This window comes from Streptomyces sp. JJ36, from assembly GCF_021696945.1.
Lineage (GTDB): Bacteria > Actinomycetota > Actinomycetes > Streptomycetales > Streptomycetaceae > Streptomyces.
On sequence record NZ_JACYHE010000016.1, the window covers coordinates 15,748 to 32,270 of the forward strand.

Here is a 16,523-nt window from a genome sequence, read left to right on the forward strand (position 1 = left end):
CCGGGAGTGCCGGAAACATACACTTCCCGGCCCGCCGGACGACTCCTAGGGTCGCTGCTCGACACGCCGCATCCCGGCCGTCCCCGCCCGCCCCCTCGACCTTTCCCCGTCCCTCCCTCCGCTCGGAACGAGGAGCGCCCATGGCTGTCGACTACGCCGTCATCGTCCTCTATCTCGCCGGCCTGCTCGTGATGGGCTGGTGGGGCATGCGCCGCGCCCGGTCCAAGAGCGATTTCCTGGTCGCCGGACGCCGGCTGGGCCCGGCCATGTACTCCGGCACCATGGCCGCGATCGTGCTCGGCGGCGCCTCCACCATCGGCGGTGTCGGCCTCGGCTACCAGTACGGCCTCTCCGGCGCCTGGCTGGTCTTCACCATCGGCTTCGGACTGCTGGCGCTGAGCGTCTTCTTCTCCGCGCGCATCTCCCGGCTGCGCGTCTACACCGTCGCCCAGATGCTCGACCTGCGCTACGGCGGCTCCGCCGCCACCGTCTCCGCCGTGGTGATGTGGGCGTACACGCTGATGCTCGCGGTCACCTCCACCATCGCGTACGCCACCATCTTCGACGTCATCTTCGGCATCGACCGGGTGGCGGCGATCGCGCTCGGCGGGGCCGTGGTGATCTGCTACTCGGCCCTCGGCGGCATGTGGTCGATCACCCTGACGGACATGGCCCAGTTCGCCGTGCAGACCGTCGGCGTGCTGCTCCTGCTGCTGCCCATCGCCGTGGTGAAGGCCGGCGGCTTTGCGCAGATGGCCGCGGAACTGCCCGACGACTACTTCTCACCGATGAGCATCGGCGCCCAGACCGTCTTCACCTACGTCCTCATCTACTCCTTCGGCATGCTCATCGGGCAGGACATCTGGCAGCGGGTCTTCACGGCACGGAGCGACCGGGTGGCGCGGCTGGGCGGCACCGCCGCCGGCACCTACTGCCTGGCGTACGCCGTGGCCGGGGCGGTCATCGGCACCGCGGCCAGGGTGCTGCACCCGGACCTGGCCGATCCGGACGAGGCCTTCGCCGTCATCGTCGACCAGGCGCTGCCGGTCGGCCTCAAGGGCCTGGTGCTGGCCGCCGCCCTCTCCGCGGTGATGTCCACCTCCTCCGGTGCGCTGATCGCCTGCGCCACGGTGGCCAACAACGACCTCTGGGCACGGCTGCGCGGACGTGCGGCCGAGGCCCGCGGCGAGGGCGCCGGGCGGGAGGAGGTGCGCGGCAACCGCGTCTTCATCCTCCTCATGGGCCTGGCGGTGGTCGCGGTCTCCGTCGCCCTGAACGACGTGGTGGAGGCGCTGACGGTCGCGTACAACCTGCTGGTCGGCGGACTGCTGGTGCCCATCCTGGGCGGGCTCCTGTGGAAGCGCGGCACCGCCACGGGCGCACTCGCCGGGATCGCGGCCGGCGGCGTCACGGTGGTCGCCTCGATGGCCTGGAACGGCATCCTCGCCGACGAGCCCATCTACTACGGGCTGCTCGCCTCCCTCGCGGCCCACGTGCTGGTCAGCCTCGCGACCCGGCCGACCGACCCCGCGGTGCTGGCAGCCTGGCAGCAGCGCGTGACCGGCGCCGGGGCCGCGGGCGCCGACCCGGCCGGCGCGCCCGGTGCCGCGCCGGCGGCGGCCGCCCCCGCGGCCGCCGCCGGGACCCCGCACGCCACCACGTCCGCGTCCGCCGCGGACCCCACCGCTCCTGCTTCTGCTCCTGTTCCTCCTCCGCGAAAGGACACCCGATGACCCGCGCCGAGCGCACCGGCGGCAGCGTCGCCGTGGAATCCCTGACCGCGCTCGGCGCGCGGACCGTCTTCGGGCTGCCCGGTCAGCACGCCCTGGCGCTCTTCGACGCGCTGCGCCACTCCGCGCTGGAGTACGTGGGACTCCGGGTGGAGAACAACGCGGCCTTCGCCGCCGACGCCCACGCCCGGGTGACCGGCGGTGTGACGCCCCTGCTGGTCTCCACCGGACCGGGCGCGCTGCTCACCCTGCCCGCGCTCCAGGAGGCCGCGGCCGCCTCCGCTCCCGTCCTGGCCGTCGGCAGCCAGATCCCCTCGCCCGGGCTGGGCGGCGCCCGCAAGGGCTATCTGCACGAACTCACCGACCAGCAGGCCGTGTTCCACACGGTGGTGAAGTCGGTGCACACCGCGCGCTCCGTCTCGCAGATCCCCCCGGCCCTCGCCGAGGCCTGGGCCGCCGCACTGCGGCCGCCGTACGGGCCGGTGTGGGTGGAGATCCCGCAGGACGTGCTGCTCGCCCCCGCGACGGTGCCGCCGGTGACGGACCTGTCCGCGGTCCCGGACCGCCCGGCACCACGCGGCGAACTGGTCGCGGAGGCGGCACGGCTGCTGGCGGAGGCCCGCTCCCCGGCGATCCTGGCCGGCGGCGGGGTGGTGCGCTCGGGGGCCCGGGACGCGCTCCTCGCCCTGGCCGAGACGCTGGACGCGCCGGTGGCCACCACCTTCGGCGGCAAGGGCGCCTTCCCCTGGGAGCATCCGCTCTCGCTGCAGTCCTGGCTGGAGGACCGGCATCTGACCGACTTCCTGGAGGACGCCGACGTGCTGCTGGTCGCCGGCTCCGGGCTCGGCGAACTCTCCTCGAACTACCACACCTTCCGCCCGCGCGGACGGCTGGTGCAGATCGAGGCGGACCCGGGCAAGCTGGAGGCGAACCACCCGGCGCTCGGCATCCACGCCGACGCCCGGCTGGCCCTCACCGCGCTGCACGAGGCGCTCGACGGTACGGCGCCCGGGGCGCGCACCACAGCGCCCGGAGCGCCGTCCGCGCCCGGCGCCCCGGCAGCCGGGCGGCGGGCCGCCGGCGAGGGCGCCAGGGCGGCGGCGGCCGTGCTGCACCGGGTCCGCGACCGCCTCGCCGCGCAGGACCTCGACCGGGAACAGCGCGTGCTCGGCGCGGTGCGGGAAGCACTGCCGGACGACGCATCCAGCTTCTGGGACATGACCATCCTCGGCTACTGGGCGTGGTCCGCCTTCGACCCCCGGAACGGCGCCCTGCACTCCGCGCAGGGCGCGGGCGGGCTGGGGTACGCCTTCCCGGCCGCGCTGGGGGCTGCGGCGGCGGACCGCGTACGGCCGGTCCTGGCCGTCTCGGGCGACGGTGGCGCGATGTATTCGCTCGCCGAACTCGCCACCGCACGTCAGTACGACCTGCCGGTCACCTGGCTGATCGTCGACGACGGCGGCTACGGCATCCTGCGCAGCTACATGACCGACGCCTTCGGCACCGCCACCGGCACCGAGCCGGCCCCGCCGGACTTCGCCGCCCTGGCCGGCTCCTTCGGGGTCCCGGCCGTGCACACCCGCCCGGAGTCGCTGCGCGAGGACCTGGCGGCCGCGCTGGCCGCCCCCGGGCCCTCGGTCGTCGTCCTCTCCGCCGAGCTGCGGATGTTCGCCCCGACACACCGGTGACCTGGGGTCCCCGGACACCCTGGACCCGGCCGCCGAAGGGGCCAGTCCGGCCCCTCGTTCGAAGGAACCTGGCCACGTCCGGCCGTCGTGGCTCCGCGCCCGCCCTCCCGGGTCCGTACGGTGCGAGTGACCGATGCCCCCGGCGGTCGTTCACTCCGTCAGGGGAAAGGGACCAGCGGAGCAGAGGTGAGTGGAGGTGCCTTCGATGGCGGCCCCGCCGGACGACGACGTGCTCTGGGCACGCGGACTGCACTACGCGTACAACGGCTCCCCCGCCCTCCAGGGCGTCACCCTCGGCGTGCGCGAGGGTGAGATCGTCGCCGTCTCCGGGCCCCGCGGGAGCGGCAAGACCACCCTGCTCCACTGCCTCTCCGGCAGACTCCTCCCCACCAGCGGCGAAGTCTGGTTCAACAGCGTGCCCGTGCACACCCTCGGCCTCCCCTCCCGGGAGCGCCTGCGCCGCGACCGGTTCGGCTGGATCGGCTGCGAGCCGGAACTGGTTCCCGAACTCACCGCCTGGGAGAACGCGGCGCTGCCGCTGCTGCTCAGCGGGGTCCGGCACCGGGCCGCCCGGAACACCGCACACGAGTGGCTGGAACGGCTCGACGTCGGGGACTGCGCCCGCAGGCGCCCGGGGGCGCTGCTCCAGTCGGAGCGGCAGCGGGTCGCCATCGCCCGCGCCCTGGTCCACTCCCCCAGCGTGCTCTTCGCCGACGAACCCACCGCGCCCCTGCACCGCGCGGACCGGCTGCAGGCGCTGCGCACCCTCACCACCGCGGCCCGCTCGCACCGCATCACCGTGGTGCTCACCTCGCACGAGCCCGCCGGCGCCGCCACGCCGGCCGGCGCCGCCGCGGGCGCCGCGCTCGTCGACCGCGGCATCGCCCTGGTCGACGGACGCCGGGCCGGTTCCTCCCCCCTGCCGGAGTCGGAGGGCAGCGCGGCGTGCTCGCTCTCCGCCTAGTCCGGGGCGCCCACCCCCTCGTCACGCTGCGGCGCCTGCTCGTCACCGCGTCCGCCGGAGGCGTGAGCTTCCTCCTGCTGAGCGCGCTCGGACACGCCGCCGCCCACCCCGACCAGCCGGCCCGGGCCGCGGTCCGGCTGCTGTGGTGCCTGGTGCCCCTCGCCGCCACGGTGCAGCTCGCGGTCGCCGTCGCCCGTACGGAGACCAGCAGCCGGGCCCTCACCGGGCTGGACGCCGCCGGACTGGGCCCCTCCCGGATGCCGCTGCTGGCCGCCGTCTCCACCCTGCTCTCCTGCCTGACCGGCAGCACGCTCGCGCTGGCGGCGTTCCTGCTGCTGCGCGGCCAGACCGGCGGACCGGGCACGCTGCCGCTCGCCGGCTCCGCCTCCGGGCTGCTCTCCGGGGACCGGCCGCTGCCGCCGGGCGCCGTACTGACCCTGCTCTGCGTGACGCCGTTCACCGCAGCCGTGGCCGCCGCGTTCACCATGCGGCCGCGCGCGGCCCGCACCGGCCGTGCCGCCGGGGGATCGTCCCCTCCTCCCGGCAGGACGGCCGGACCGGCGGCCGCCGCCGAGCCGGAGGAGGCACCGGTGCTGCCGGTACCGGCCGGGCTGCCCTGGGGCGTGGCCCTGGTGACCACCGGGCTCGCCCTGGAGGCCTTCGCCGGCCGGGACCCGGCCGGGGACGGCGGCCTGGTCCCCATGCCCGGCAGGCTCGGGGCCGTCCCCCCGGGTGTGATCGCGGGGTGGCTGGTCACCGCCCTCGGGCTGATCCTCGCCGGGCCCGGCCTCACCCACCTGTGCGGACGGCTGCTCACCACCGGCCGGCCGGGCGCACTGCGGCTGCTCGCCGGGCGGATGCTCCAGGACGACGCCCCCCGGCTCGGCCGTTCCCTGGGGGTGCTCTGCGCGGTCTCCGCCGGAGCGCTGGCGGCCGCCGAGCTGTACGGCACCGCGCCGGCCGGCGGCGCCCGGGCGTTCGGCCCGCTGACCGCGCTGGGCGCCGCCCTGGTGATGGGGTGCGCCACGGCCAGCGCGCTCACCGCGGCCGTCGAGGCCCGGGCGCTGCGCGCCCCCACCACCACGGCCCTGATCGGCCTCGGCGCACCGCGGTCCCTCCCCACCCGGGCCGCCGCGGTGCGGGTGGCGGCCGTGGTGGCCGTCCTCGCCCCGGTGGCCTGGCTCACGGGGGAGATGGCGGCCCTGCCGCTGCGCTACCTCATGGGCTGACCCGTGCCCGGTCCGGCGGCACCCCGGTCCTTCCGGCCCGCCGGCTCCGTACGGCCGGGGACGGACCGTACGGTCACCGCACCCGCGGCGGCGTTCCGCCACCCGCGGACCACCGAGGCGACCCGATCCCCGCACCCGCGGCCCGTGACGGCACCGCACCCGCGGCGTCTCCGGCCGCCGTGGACGGCGTCAGGGGCCGCCGGCCAGCACCACCACGTCCTCCGCGCGGAACGCGACCGCGACCCGGGCCTCCGGCTCGGGGGCGTACGGCAGTTCGCAGGCGGCCTCCAGCGCGGGCCCGCGTTCCGGCTGGAGCAGCAGCGAGACCGCCGCGGAGACCCCGCCGCGGAAGGTGCGCCCGGTGACGGTGCACCGCAGCCCCTCCTCGGGCGTGGTCAGCCGCACCCCGCCGGGGCGTACCAGCAGGGTGCGTACACCCTGCGGCCCACCGTCCGGAACCGGCAGGGTGCCCCACGGGGTGTCGGCCTCCCGCCCCCGCACGGTGGCCTCGACGACGTTCTCGAAGCCCAGGAAGCGGGCGACGAACTCCGACGCCGGCCGCCGCCACACCTCGGCGGGCGTGCCCTGCTGCGCGACCTGCCCGTTCCGCAGCACCACCACCCGGTCGGCCAAGGTGAAGGCCTCGCCCTGATCGTGCGTCACGGCCAGCACGGTGGTCCCCAGCCGCCGGAACAACCTCCCGAGTTCGACGGCGAGCCGCTCCCGCAGTCCGCGATCGAGCTGGCCCAGCGGCTCGTCCAGCATCAGCAGCCGCGGCTGCGGGGCCAGAGCCCGGGCCAGGGCGACCCGCTGCTGCTCGCCGCCGGAGAGCGTCCCCACCGGGCGGCGCTCGGCGCCGGGCAGGCCGACCAGCTCCAGCAGCTCGGCGACGCGCGCGGCGGCGGCCGCCCGTCCGGTACGCCGCATCCGCAGCCCGAAGGCGACGTTGCCGCCGACGTCCCGCTGCGGGAAGAGCTGCTGATCCTGGAACATCAGCCCCAGTCCCCGCTTGTGCGGCGGCACACCGCGCTGGTCCCGCCCGGAGAGCAGCACCCGCCCGGCGTCCGGCGGCCGCAACCCGGCCACGACGCGCAGCAGGGTGGACTTGCCGCTGCCGCTGGGCCCCAGCACGCACACCGTCTCCCGGTCGGCGACCTCCAGACCCACCGCATCCAGCGCGGTGTGCTCCCCGTGGCGGACGGTGACCCCGTCCAGTCGCAGCATCAGAACTCTCCCGAGCGGTCGGTGCCGAGGCGCAGGCGCACCCGCTCGAGGGTGAGCAGCACGGCCGCGCACACCAGCATGAGGAGGGTGCTCAGCGCCATGGCCTGGCCGTAGTTGAGCTCACCCGCGCGGCCGAGGAAGCGGGCGACGGCCACCGGCAGCGTCGGCGTGTCCGGGCGGGCGATGAAGACCGTGGCGCCGAACTCGCCCAGCGACACGGCGAAGGCGAAGCCCGCCGCCACCACCAGCGCGCGGCGCACCAGCGGCAGGTCCACCTCCCGCCAGGCGCGCAGCGGCGAGGCGCCGAGCACGGCCGCGGCCTCCCGGAGCCGCGGGTCGACCGCGCGGAGCACCGGCAGCAGCGTCCGTACCACGAAGGGCACGCCCACCAGGGCCTGGGCGAGCGGCACCAGGATCCAGGAGGCGCGCAGGTCCAGCGGCGGCTCGTCGAGCGCGATCAGGAAACCGAAGCCGACCGTCACCGCCGAGGTGCCCAGCGGCAGCATCAGCAGCGCGTCGAAGCCGCGCACCAGCCGCCCGGCCCGCCGGCTCAGCGCCGCCGCGGCGAGCCCGCCGACGACCAGCGCGACGAGGGTGGCCACGGCGGCGTACGCCAGGGAGTTGCCGACGGCCTCCACCGGCGGCACCAGAAAGGTGCTGTCGGCGCCGTGCCGCGTCAGGGCGCGGTAGAAGCCGAGACCGTGGCCGTCGGCGGTGCGCAGGGAACGCTCCACCAGCACTGCCAGCGGCGTGACCAGCAGCACCACGATCACCAGCAGCACCGACCCGAGCAGCGCCCACTGCCCCGGGCCGCGGGGACGCCGGGCGGTCCGCCGGGCGTCCACCAGCGCCAGGGCGCCCTCACGGCGGCGTACGGTCCACGCGTGCACCGCGAGCAGCCCGGCGACCGCGGCGAACTGGAGCAGGGTGAGCACCGCGGCGGTGGGCAGGTCGAGCAGCCCGGCCGTCTGCCGGTAGATCTCCACCTCCAGCGTGGCGTAGCGCGGCCCGCCGAGGACCTGGATCACGCCGAAGGAGGTGAAGGTGAAGAGGAAGACCATCAGCGCGGCGGCGGCAAGCGCCGGGGCCAGCGCGGGCAGGGTGACGCGGCGCCAGGCGGCGAACCGGCCCGCGCCCAGCATCCGGGCGGCCTCCTCCTGCGCCGGGTCGAGCTGGGACCAGAGGCCGCCGACGGTGCGGACCACCACCGCGTAGTTGAAGAACACATGGGCGAGCAGGATCGCCCAGACGCCGGCGTCCAGCCGGACGCCCCACAGCTCGTCCAGAGCCCCGCCGCGGCCCAGCAGCGCCAGGAAGGCGCTGCCGACCACGACGGTGGGCAGCACGAAGGGCACCGTGACCACGGCCCGCAGCAGGTGCCGTCCGGGGAAGTCGTAACGGGCCAGCACGTACGCGCCCGGCAGGGCCACCAGCAGCGTGAGCCCGGTGGAGGCGGCGGCCTGCCACACCGTGAACCACACCACGTGCAGCACGCCGGGGTCCGTGGCCACCTGGGCGAGGCGGCCCGGCTGCCAGCGGCCGTCCACCCGCAGACCGCGGCTCACGATCGCGGCGACGGGATAGGCGAAGAAGACGGCGAAGAACGCCACAGGAACGGCGAGCAGGGCCAGCCGCAGGGCGGCCTGCCGGGCACGGTGACGCGGCGGGGGCGCGGACTGCCCGCGCACGGGCGGGCCGTGCGCGGGGCCGGCCTGCGCCGGGTCCGCGGGGTCAGGAGCGGCGGGCGCCCCCGTCACGGGCGGCGCCGCCCCGGGCCCGGTACGCCCGGGGCGGTCCCCGGTTACCGGAGCACCTGTGCGGTCCACGTCTTCACCCACTGCTCCCGGTGCGCGTCGATCCGCTCCGGCGCCATCGTCGCCGGGTCCTCCACCTCCACGCCGTACTCGGTGAAGACCTCCGGGAGCTGCGCGTCCTCGCGAACCGGGTGGACGAACATCTGGAGCGGCAGGTCCTCCTGGAAGGTCTTGCTCACCAGGAAGTCCAGCAGCGCCTTGCCGCCCCTCTCGTTCGCGGCGCCGTCCAGCAGGCCGGCGAACTCGATCTGGCGGAAGCAGGTGCCCTCCGAGACGCCGGTCGGCGCCTGCTCCGGCGCCGGCTTCTTGCCCAGCACCTCGGCGGGCGGGCTGGAGGCGTAGGAGACCACCAGCGGCCGGTCGCCCCGGCCGCGGCCGCCGCCGGAGCCGCTGAACCGGTCGTTGTACGCCTGTTCCCAGCCGTCGACGACCTCGACGCCGTTCGCCTTCAGCTTCTTCCAGTAGTCCTGCCAGCCGTCCTCGCCGAACTCGGCGACGGTCGCCAGCAGAAAGCCCAGACCCGGGGAGGAGGTGGCGGGGTTCTCGGTGACGAGCAGGTCCTCGTACTCCGGCTCCGCCAGGTCCGCCAGGGTGCGGGGCGGGTCGAGCTTCCGCTCCGCGAACCAGGCGCGGTCGTAGTTGACGCAGATCTCGCCGGTGTCGACGGGGGTGACCCGGTGCCGCTTCCCGTCCAGCTCGTAGCGGTCGGGCACCTTGTCCAGGCCCTTCGCCTCGTACGGCGTGAACAGGTCGTTGTCCAGGGCGCGGGAGAGCAGCGTGTTGTCCACGCCGAAGAAGACGTCGCCCTGCGGATTGTCCTTGTTGAGCACCGCCTGGTTCACGGCCGAGCCGGCGTCGCCGCCACGCAGCACCTCGACCCGGTAACCGGTCCGCTGCCGGAACTCCCGCAGCACCTCCTTCGAAGCGGCGAACGAGTTGTGCGTGACCAGTGTGACCGTCGTCGGCTCCGCGCCCTCCTCCGAGGAGGAGCCCTCCGAGCCGCCGCAGGCGGCCAGCAGCGGAAGGCTCACGGCGAAGGCGAGGGCGGTGGTGACGGTGTGCTTCATACGGCTGCTTTCGTGCGCGGGCGCACGCGGGCAGCACGAGAGAGGCGACCGAACTTCCTACCCAGCATGACCTGGGCGAGGTTCGAGGGTCTGCGGCCTGGTGGCTCCGGCTTCCGCCGGGGCCGCCGCACTCTCAGCGCTGCGCGCGCTCCCCTGTCGGATGGTGTGAAGGCTTGTTCGAACAGTACCAGCACGGGCCCGTGCGGGGCCCTGCGGCCGCTCCCGGCCTGGCTCAGCGCTCGGTCGCGGCGAGCTGCCCGCAGGCCCCGTCGATCTCCTGCCCCCGGGTGTCCCGCACCGTCACCGGCACACCGTGGGATTCCAGCACCCGCACGAACTCCCGCTCGTCCTCCGGGCGGGAGGCGGTCCACTTCGACCCCGGGGTCGGGTTGAGCGGGATGAGGTTCACATGGACCCGCTTGTTCTTCAGCAGCCGCCCGAGCAGGTCCGCCCGCCACGCCTGGTCGTTGACGTCCCGGATGAGGGCGTACTCCACGGAGACCCGGCGGCCGGACTTCGCCGCGTACTCCCAGGCGGCGTCCAGCACCTCGCTCACCTTCCACCGGGTGTTCACCGGCACCAGGGTGTCGCGCAGCTCGTCGTCCGGCGCGTGCAGCGAGACGGCCAGCCGGCACTTGAAGCCCTCGTCGGCGAACCGGAGCATCGCCGGGACCAGACCCACCGTGGAGACCGTGATGCCCCGCTGGGAGAGACCCAGGCCGTCCGGTTCCGGGTCGGTGAGCCGCCGGATGGCGCCGACCACCCGCTTGTAGTTGGCCAGCGGCTCGCCCATGCCCATGAAGACGATGTTGGACAGCCGCGCCGGGCCGCCGGGCACCTCGCCGTCCCGCAGCGCCCGCATGCCCTCCACGATCTGGTGCACGATCTCGGCCGTGGAGAGGTTCCGGTCCAGCCCGGCCTGGCCGGTGGCGCAGAACGGGCAGTTCATCCCGCAGCCCGCCTGCGAACTGATGCACATGGTCACGCGGTCCGGGTACCGCATCAGCACCGACTCGACGAGCGTGCCGTCGTGCAGCCGCCACAGCGTCTTGCGGGTCGCGTCGTCGTCACAGCTGATGTGCCGCACCACGGACATCAGCTCCGGCAGCAGCTCGGCCGCCAGCCGCTCGCGTGCCGCCTGCGGAATGTCCGTCCACTGCGCGGGGTCGTGCGCGTACCGCGCGAAGTAGTGCTGCGCGAGCTGCTTGGCGCGGAACGGCTTCTCGCCGAGGGCGGCGACCGCCTCCCGGCGCTCGCCGGGCGACAGATCGGCCAGATGCCGCGGCGGCTTGGCGGCCCCCCGCGGCGCTACGAACGTGAGTTCTCCAGGTGCAGGCATAACCCCACCAGTGTCGCAGATCATCTCCGGAGCCCAGGCCGGCCGGTACCGCGTGGGCCGCCCCCGGGGCTTGGCCTCTCGCCCGCCGCCCGGCACCAGGAGCAGACGGGGATTCCGGGGGCTGCGCGCCACACCTGCCTCCAGCGCCGCCGCCCGCAGGCAACCGGCGCGCGCCACTGCCTCGCCGGACGCGCGGCGGGGCCCGGACCGCGCGGGCGGCGGGCTCCGGGGGCGTACGGGCGGTGGCCCGGAGGGGCGGCGTCAGCCGGTGCCGACGAAGACGACGAGGAGGAGCCAGACCACGGGGGCGGTGGGCAGCAGGGAGTCCAGACGGTCCATGATGCCGCCGTGGCCGGGCAGCAGGGTGCCCATGTCCTTGATGCCGAGGTCCCGCTTGATCATGGACTCGCCGAGGTCGCCCAGGGTGGCGCTGATCGCGACCGCGAGGCCGAGCAGCAGCCCCTGCCACCAGGACCCGCCGTCGATGGCGAACTCCATGCACAGTGCGCCGGCCGCCATGGCGAAGGTGACCGCGCCGACGAGGCCCTCGCGGGTCTTGCCGGGGCTGATGCGGGGGGCGAGCTTGCGACGGCCGAAGCGCCAGCCCACGGCGTACGCCCCGGTGTCGCTGACCACGGTGAGCAGCAGGAAGGTCAGCACCCGCCACGGCCCGTCGTCGGCGGCCAGCAGCAGGGCGACGAAGGTGGCCAGGAACGGGACGTAGAAGGCGGCGAACACGGCCGCGGTCACGTCCCGCAGATACTCCTCGGGCGACTCGGTCATCCGCCAGGCCAGCACGGCGAGCGCCGTGAAGGCCATGGCGACCCAGGCGCCTTCCGCGCCCTCCACATAGCCCGCGATCACCATGGCGGCGCCCCCCGCGGCGAGCGGGACGAGCGGTGCCCGGATGCCTTTCCGCTCGGCGAGCCGGGAGGTCAGCTCCCAGAGCCCGACGACGACGGCGAGGGCGATCACCCCGACGAAGAGGTGCTTGTAGACGAAGAGGGAGGCGATGATGACGGCACCCAGTCCGAGGCCGACGCCGATGGCCGCCCGCAGGTCGCGCCCGGCGCGCTTGCCCTCCCTGCGCTTCTTTCGTCCTCCGCCGCCCGCCCGGCTCTCGCCCGTCGCCGGGTCCGCGCCGCCGGTGCGGGTCTCCCGGGGCTCGCGGGATTCCCGCGGTGCGCCGGAATCCCCGTACGCGTCGGCGCCCGCGTCCGGCCCGGGGGGTGCCGGGCGGCGCAGCGGGTCGCCGTGCGGAGGCGTGGTGTCGTGCTGGTCCGGCCGACCGCGCTCGGGGCCGTCCGGGGACCGGCCGCCGGGATCACCGTCCGGGCGGCCCTCCTGACCGCCTCCGGGGGCGGCGTCGTCGGGCACGATGGGCATGGGGCGAGTCTGCGCCGCCTCGGGGACCTCCCGGTCACGGCGCGCAGAACCGTCCTCCGTCCCGTGCCGGGGCGTGCCGGAGGGCGGTACGGCGCCCCCGCCCGCGGCGGGCACGGGCCCTTGGTCGGCGGGGCTCCAGTAGCCGGTGCCCGGTGGCGGGGCCCCCCTCGTCGAGTCGTTCACGAATCGCAGCCTCAGACCTCGAGCAGCTCTGCTTCCTTGTGCTTGAGCAGCTCGTCGACCTGGGCGACGAACTTGGAGGTGGTGTCGTCGAGCTCCTTCTCGCCGCGGCGCCCCTCGTCCTCACCCACCTCGCCTTCCTTGATCGCCTTGTCGATGGCCTCCTTCGCCTTGCGCCGGATGCTGCGGATCGAGATCTTGGCGTCCTCGCCCTTGGCCTTGGCGACCTTGATGAACTCCCGGCGGCGTTCCTCGGTGAGCTCGGGGAAGACCACCCGGATGAGGTGACCGTCGTTCGACGGGTTCACGCCCAGGTCGGAGTCCCTGATCGCCTGTTCGATGTTGCGCAGGGCGCTCTTGTCGAACGGGGTGACCACGGCCATCCGGGGCTCGGGCACCGAGAACGACGCGAGCTGGTTGATCGGCGTCGGCGTGCCGTAGTACTCCGCCACGATCTTGTTGAACATCGCCGGGTGCGCACGACCGGTGCGGATCGCGGCGAAGTCCTCCTTGGCGACGACGACCGCCTTCTCCATCTTCTCCTCGGCCTCGAGGAGGGTCTCTTCGATCACCACGTGCTCCTGGTTTCGATGAATGAGCCTGCGACTGCTTGCGTCCGGGGATGTCCGGGACACCGGGGTGTCCTGGTTCCCGCACGGTGTCCGACCGTGCGGGCCCTTGTCCATCCCCGTGCCGTGCCCTTCCAACGGCACGGTGTTGCCGGTGAATTCGGCCCGGCCCGGGAGGTCAGTCCCGGGTGCCCTGGCAGCTCACCAGGGTGCCGATCTTCTCACCCTTCACCGCCCGACCGATATTGCCTTCGCCCAGCAGCTCGAAGACGAGGATCGGGAGCTTGTTGTCCCGGCAGAGGGTGACGGCCGTGGCGTCGGCGACCTTGAGGTCACGGGTGATGACCTCGCCGTACTCCAGCGCGTCGAACTTCACGGCGTCGGGGTTGGTCGCGGGGTCGGCGTCGTACACCCCGTCCACGCCGTTCTTGCCCATCAGCAGCGCCTCGGCGTCGATCTCCAGGGCCCGCTGCGCGGCGGTGGTGTCGGTCGAGAAGTAGGGCATGCCCATGCCCGCACCGAAGATCACGACGCGGCCCTTCTCCAGGTGGCGGATGGCCCGCAGCGGGATGTACGGCTCCGCGACCTGCCCCATGGTGATGGCGGTCTGGACGCGGGAGTCGATGCCCTCCTTCTCCAGGAAGTCCTGGAGCGCCAGGCAGTTCATGACCGTGCCGAGCATGCCCATGTAGTCCGAGCGGGCCCGGTCCATGCCGCGCTGCTGGAGCTCGGAACCGCGGAAGAAGTTCCCTCCGCCGATCACCACGGCGATCTCCGTACCCTCCCGCACGACCGAGGCGATCTCCCGGGCCATCTTGTGCACGATGTCGGGGTCGACCCCGAGTCCCCCGCCGCCGGCGAACGCCTCGCCGGAGAGCTTCAGCAGAAAGCGACGCCGGCCGGGGTCTTTGTCGGTGTCGGTGTCATTGCTCATGGAGATCTCCTCGTGCATACGAAGGAGGCCATTGCCGGTGGATCCTCTCGGCTCCTGCAGGCAATGGCCTCCTCGTCAGAACTGCCGTGGTCCCGACCCTAGCGGGTCCGGGCCCGATCCGCGGACCAGGCGGGCCGGACCGGTCAGGCGCCCACGCGGAAGCGGGCGAAGCGCTTCAGCGTGACCCCGGCCTCATCCAGGACCTTCTGGACGGTCTTCTTGTTGTCCTTCGCGAACGGCTGGTCCAGGAGGCAGTTCTCCTTGAAGAAGCCGTTCACCCGGCCCTCGATGATCTTGGGCAGGGCCTGCTCGGGCTTGCCCTCCTCGCGGGCGGTCTCCTCGGCGATGCGGCGCTCGTTCTCCACCGTCTCGGCCGGGACGTCCTCACGGGAGAGGAACGACGGCGAGAAGGCGGCGATGTGCTGCGCCACGTCCTTGGCCGTGTCGGCGTCGGCCTTGTCCAGCTCGACCAGTACGCCGACCTGCGGCGGCAGGTCCGGGCTGGTGCGGTGCAGGTAGGAGGCGACGTAGGCGCCGGAGAACTGCGCGAAGCGGTCCAGGACGATCTTCTCGCCGAGGTTGGCGTTGGCCTCGTCCACGAACGCCTGGACGGTCTTGCCGGACTCGATCTCGGAGGCCAGCAGCGCGGCGGTGTCGGCCGGAGAGGTGGCGGCGACGTGCTGGGCGACGGCGTCGGCGGCCGCCAGGAACTTGTCGCCCTTGGCCACGAAGTCCGTCTCGCACTTCAGCTCGACCAGCACGCCGGAGTCGCCGCCCTCGGCGATACGGGCCACGACGGCGCCGTTCTCGGCGGTGCGGGACTCGCGCTTGGCGACGCCCTTCTGCCCCTTGACGCGGAGGATCTCCACGGCCTTGTCGACGTTGCCCTCGGCCTCGTCGAGCGCCTTCTTGCAGTCCATCATGCCGGCGCCGGTCAGCTCCCGGAGCTTCTTGACGTCGGCGGCGGTGTAGTTCGCCATGGTCCTTGAGTCTCTTCCCGAAATGTCGATGAGGGTGGATCGGTGCACGGAAGCACGGCGGGGGCGTGCGGCCCCCGCCGTGCTTCCCGTGTCACGGGAACCCGCCTGTGGCGGGCGGTCAGCCCTGCTCGGCGGGGGCCTCGGCCGCCTTCACCTCGGCGGCGTCGGCCGGCTTCTCCTCGGCCTTGGGCTCCTCGGCGGGCTGCTCCGCGGCCTTCGCCTCGCCCTCGGTCTTCTCGCCCTCGGCCTTCTCGCCCTCGGCCTTCTCGCCCTCCAGGAGCTCCCGCTCCCACTCGGCCAGCGGCTCGCTCGCGGCCTTCTCGCCCTTGCCCTCGGCGGTGCCGGAGGAGCGGGCGATGAGGCCCTCGGCGACGGCGTCGGCGATCACCCGGGTCAGCAGGGTGACGGAGCGGATCGCGTCGTCGTTGCCCGGGATCTTGTAGTCGACCTCGTCCGGGTCGCAGTTGGTGTCCAGGATCGCGACGACCGGGATGTTGAGCTTGCGCGCCTCGCCGACGGCGATGTGCTCCTTCTTGGTGTCCACGATCCAGACGGCGCTGGGCACCTTCTGCATCTCGCGGATACCGCCGAGGGTCTTCTCCAGCTTGGCCTTCTCGCGGGAGAGGACCAGGAGCTCCTTCTTGGTGAGGCCGGAGGCGGCCACATCCTCGAAGTCGATCTGCTCGAGCTCCTTGAGGCGCTGCAGACGCTTGTAGACGGTCGAGAAGTTGGTCAGCATGCCGCCGAGCCAGCGCTGGTTCACGAAGGGCATGCCCACGCGGGTGGCCTGCTCGGCGATGGCCTCCTGGGCCTGCTTCTTGGTGCCGACGAACATGATGGAGCCGCCGTGCGCGACGGTCTCCTTGACGAACTCGTAGGCGCGGTCGATGTACGACAGCGACTGGAGCAGGTCGATGATGTAGATGCCGTTGCGCTCGGTGAAGATGAAGCGCTTCATCTTCGGGTTCCAGCGGCGGGTCTGGTGCCCGAAGTGGACGCCGCTCTCCAGCAGCTCCCGCATCGTGACGACGGCCATGGCCGTTCTCCTTGAGATACTCGGTTGTGACGCGGCGACCGTGCGGGCGCCGCTTTCCTGACGCCCCGGGCGCGTTGTGCCTGGGAGTTCCGGTGCGGAGTCGATTCCGTCGGTATCCGAGGACCGAGAAACGCGGCCACCGGGTGAGGGTGGCGGGGCGTGCGAAGTCGATCCGGTGACCCGGATCGCCACCAGAAGTGTACGGGACCCCGGTGGCGCGGTGCGACCACGGCCGCCCTGGGCACGGACGGTCACCGGGTCGGGCCCCCGGGCTCACCCGGCGGCTTGGCGGGGCCGCCTCACACCGGAGGGTGACCGAGTTCTCCACACTCGGGCAGGCGTCCACAGATCCGGCCCTCGCGCCCCGCGTGGCCACCCACCCG

Annotated in this window: 13 protein-coding genes; 4 read left to right on the forward strand and 9 right to left on the reverse strand. The window is 73.8% G+C overall.

The window, feature by feature from the left end:
- Positions 1-140: 140 nt before the first annotated feature.
- The 4 genes from HOY81_RS09210 to HOY81_RS09225 all read left to right on the forward strand — a co-directional run bounded on the left by HOY81_RS09210 (position 141) and on the right by HOY81_RS09225 (position 5,611).
- Positions 141-1,733, forward strand: a complete 1,593-nt coding sequence (locus tag HOY81_RS09210) for a sodium:solute symporter (protein WP_237319766.1) — start codon at positions 141-143, stop codon at positions 1,731-1,733.
- Complete coding sequence (locus tag HOY81_RS09215; protein WP_237319767.1) at positions 1,730-3,418, forward strand: thiamine pyrophosphate-binding protein; 1,689 nt, start codon at positions 1,730-1,732, stop codon at positions 3,416-3,418. Before HOY81_RS09210 ends, HOY81_RS09215 begins: the two co-directional genes overlap by 4 nt.
- Positions 3,419-3,623: 205 nt before the next feature.
- Positions 3,624-4,382: an ABC transporter ATP-binding protein gene (locus HOY81_RS09220; protein ID WP_237319768.1), complete on the forward strand. Its 759-nt coding sequence runs from the start codon at positions 3,624-3,626 to the stop codon at positions 4,380-4,382.
- On the forward strand, positions 4,364-5,611 hold the full coding sequence (locus tag HOY81_RS09225; RefSeq protein WP_237319769.1) for a hypothetical protein: 1,248 nt from the start codon (positions 4,364-4,366) through the stop codon (positions 5,609-5,611). The genes HOY81_RS09220 and HOY81_RS09225 overlap by 19 nt, the downstream gene beginning before the upstream one ends.
- A gap of 189 nt (positions 5,612-5,800) precedes the next feature.
- Here HOY81_RS09225 and HOY81_RS09230 read toward each other — a convergent pair whose 3' ends face one another.
- From HOY81_RS09230 to rpsB, 9 genes are all read right to left on the reverse strand, one after another.
- Positions 5,801-6,835, reverse strand: a complete 1,035-nt coding sequence (locus HOY81_RS09230; RefSeq protein WP_237319770.1) for an ABC transporter ATP-binding protein — start codon at positions 6,833-6,835, stop codon at positions 5,801-5,803.
- Positions 6,835-8,472, reverse strand: a complete 1,638-nt coding sequence (locus HOY81_RS09235) for an iron ABC transporter permease (RefSeq protein ID WP_237319827.1) — start codon at positions 8,470-8,472, stop codon at positions 6,835-6,837. Before HOY81_RS09235 ends, HOY81_RS09230 begins: the two co-directional genes overlap by 1 nt.
- Before the next feature lie 164 nt (positions 8,473-8,636).
- Positions 8,637-9,716 (reverse strand): thiamine ABC transporter substrate binding subunit, encoded by a 1,080-nt coding sequence (locus HOY81_RS09240; protein ID WP_237319771.1) that lies wholly within the window; start codon positions 9,714-9,716, stop codon positions 8,637-8,639.
- 232 nt (positions 9,717-9,948) lie between these two features.
- Positions 9,949-11,055 (reverse strand): 23S rRNA (adenine(2503)-C(2))-methyltransferase RlmN, encoded by a 1,107-nt coding sequence (gene rlmN, locus HOY81_RS09245; RefSeq protein WP_237319772.1) that lies wholly within the window; start codon positions 11,053-11,055, stop codon positions 9,949-9,951.
- A gap of 261 nt (positions 11,056-11,316) precedes the next feature.
- Positions 11,317-12,624 (reverse strand): phosphatidate cytidylyltransferase, encoded by a 1,308-nt coding sequence (locus HOY81_RS09250; RefSeq protein WP_237319773.1) that lies wholly within the window; start codon positions 12,622-12,624, stop codon positions 11,317-11,319.
- An 11-nt stretch (positions 12,625-12,635) separates the two neighbouring features.
- A complete protein-coding gene (gene frr, locus HOY81_RS09255) occupies positions 12,636-13,193 on the reverse strand; it encodes a ribosome recycling factor (RefSeq protein ID WP_237319774.1) in 558 nt (185 codons plus the stop codon).
- Between the two features lie 175 nt (positions 13,194-13,368).
- Positions 13,369-14,142 carry a UMP kinase gene (pyrH, locus tag HOY81_RS09260; RefSeq protein ID WP_237319775.1) on the reverse strand — a complete coding sequence of 258 codons (774 nt, stop codon included), beginning with the start codon at positions 14,140-14,142 and terminating at the stop codon, positions 13,369-13,371.
- 125 nt (positions 14,143-14,267) lie between these two features.
- Positions 14,268-15,104, reverse strand: a complete 837-nt coding sequence (gene tsf / locus HOY81_RS09265) for a translation elongation factor Ts (protein WP_237319776.1) — start codon at positions 15,102-15,104, stop codon at positions 14,268-14,270.
- Between the two features lie 118 nt (positions 15,105-15,222).
- On the reverse strand, positions 15,223-16,140 hold the full coding sequence (rpsB, locus tag HOY81_RS09270) for a 30S ribosomal protein S2 (protein ID WP_237319777.1): 918 nt from the start codon (positions 16,138-16,140) through the stop codon (positions 15,223-15,225).
- Positions 16,141-16,523: the final 383 nt, after the last annotated feature.

What these genes read in the sequence shown, in the direction of transcription:
- HOY81_RS09210 (WP_237319766.1), top strand. Translation starts at nt 141, where the DNA reads ATGGCTGTCGACTACGCCGTCATCGTCCTCTATCTCGCCGGCCTGCTC.
- HOY81_RS09215 (WP_237319767.1), top strand. Translation starts at nt 1,730, where the DNA reads ATGACCCGCGCCGAGCGCACCGGCGGCAGCGTCGCCGTGGAATCCCTG.
- HOY81_RS09220 (WP_237319768.1), top strand. Translation starts at nt 3,624, where the DNA reads ATGGCGGCCCCGCCGGACGACGACGTGCTCTGGGCACGCGGACTGCAC.
- HOY81_RS09230 (WP_237319770.1), bottom strand. Translation starts at nt 6,835, where the DNA reads ATGCTGCGACTGGACGGGGTCACCGTCCGCCACGGGGAGCACACCGCG.
- HOY81_RS09240 (WP_237319771.1), bottom strand. Translation starts at nt 9,716, where the DNA reads ATGAAGCACACCGTCACCACCGCCCTCGCCTTCGCCGTGAGCCTTCCG.
- rlmN (WP_237319772.1), bottom strand. Translation starts at nt 11,055, where the DNA reads ATGCCTGCACCTGGAGAACTCACGTTCGTAGCGCCGCGGGGGGCCGCC.
- pyrH (WP_237319775.1), bottom strand. Translation starts at nt 14,142, where the DNA reads ATGCACGAGGAGATCTCCATGAGCAATGACACCGACACCGACAAAGAC.
- tsf (WP_237319776.1), bottom strand. Translation starts at nt 15,104, where the DNA reads ATGGCGAACTACACCGCCGCCGACGTCAAGAAGCTCCGGGAGCTGACC.
- rpsB (WP_237319777.1), bottom strand. Translation starts at nt 16,140, where the DNA reads ATGGCCGTCGTCACGATGCGGGAGCTGCTGGAGAGCGGCGTCCACTTC.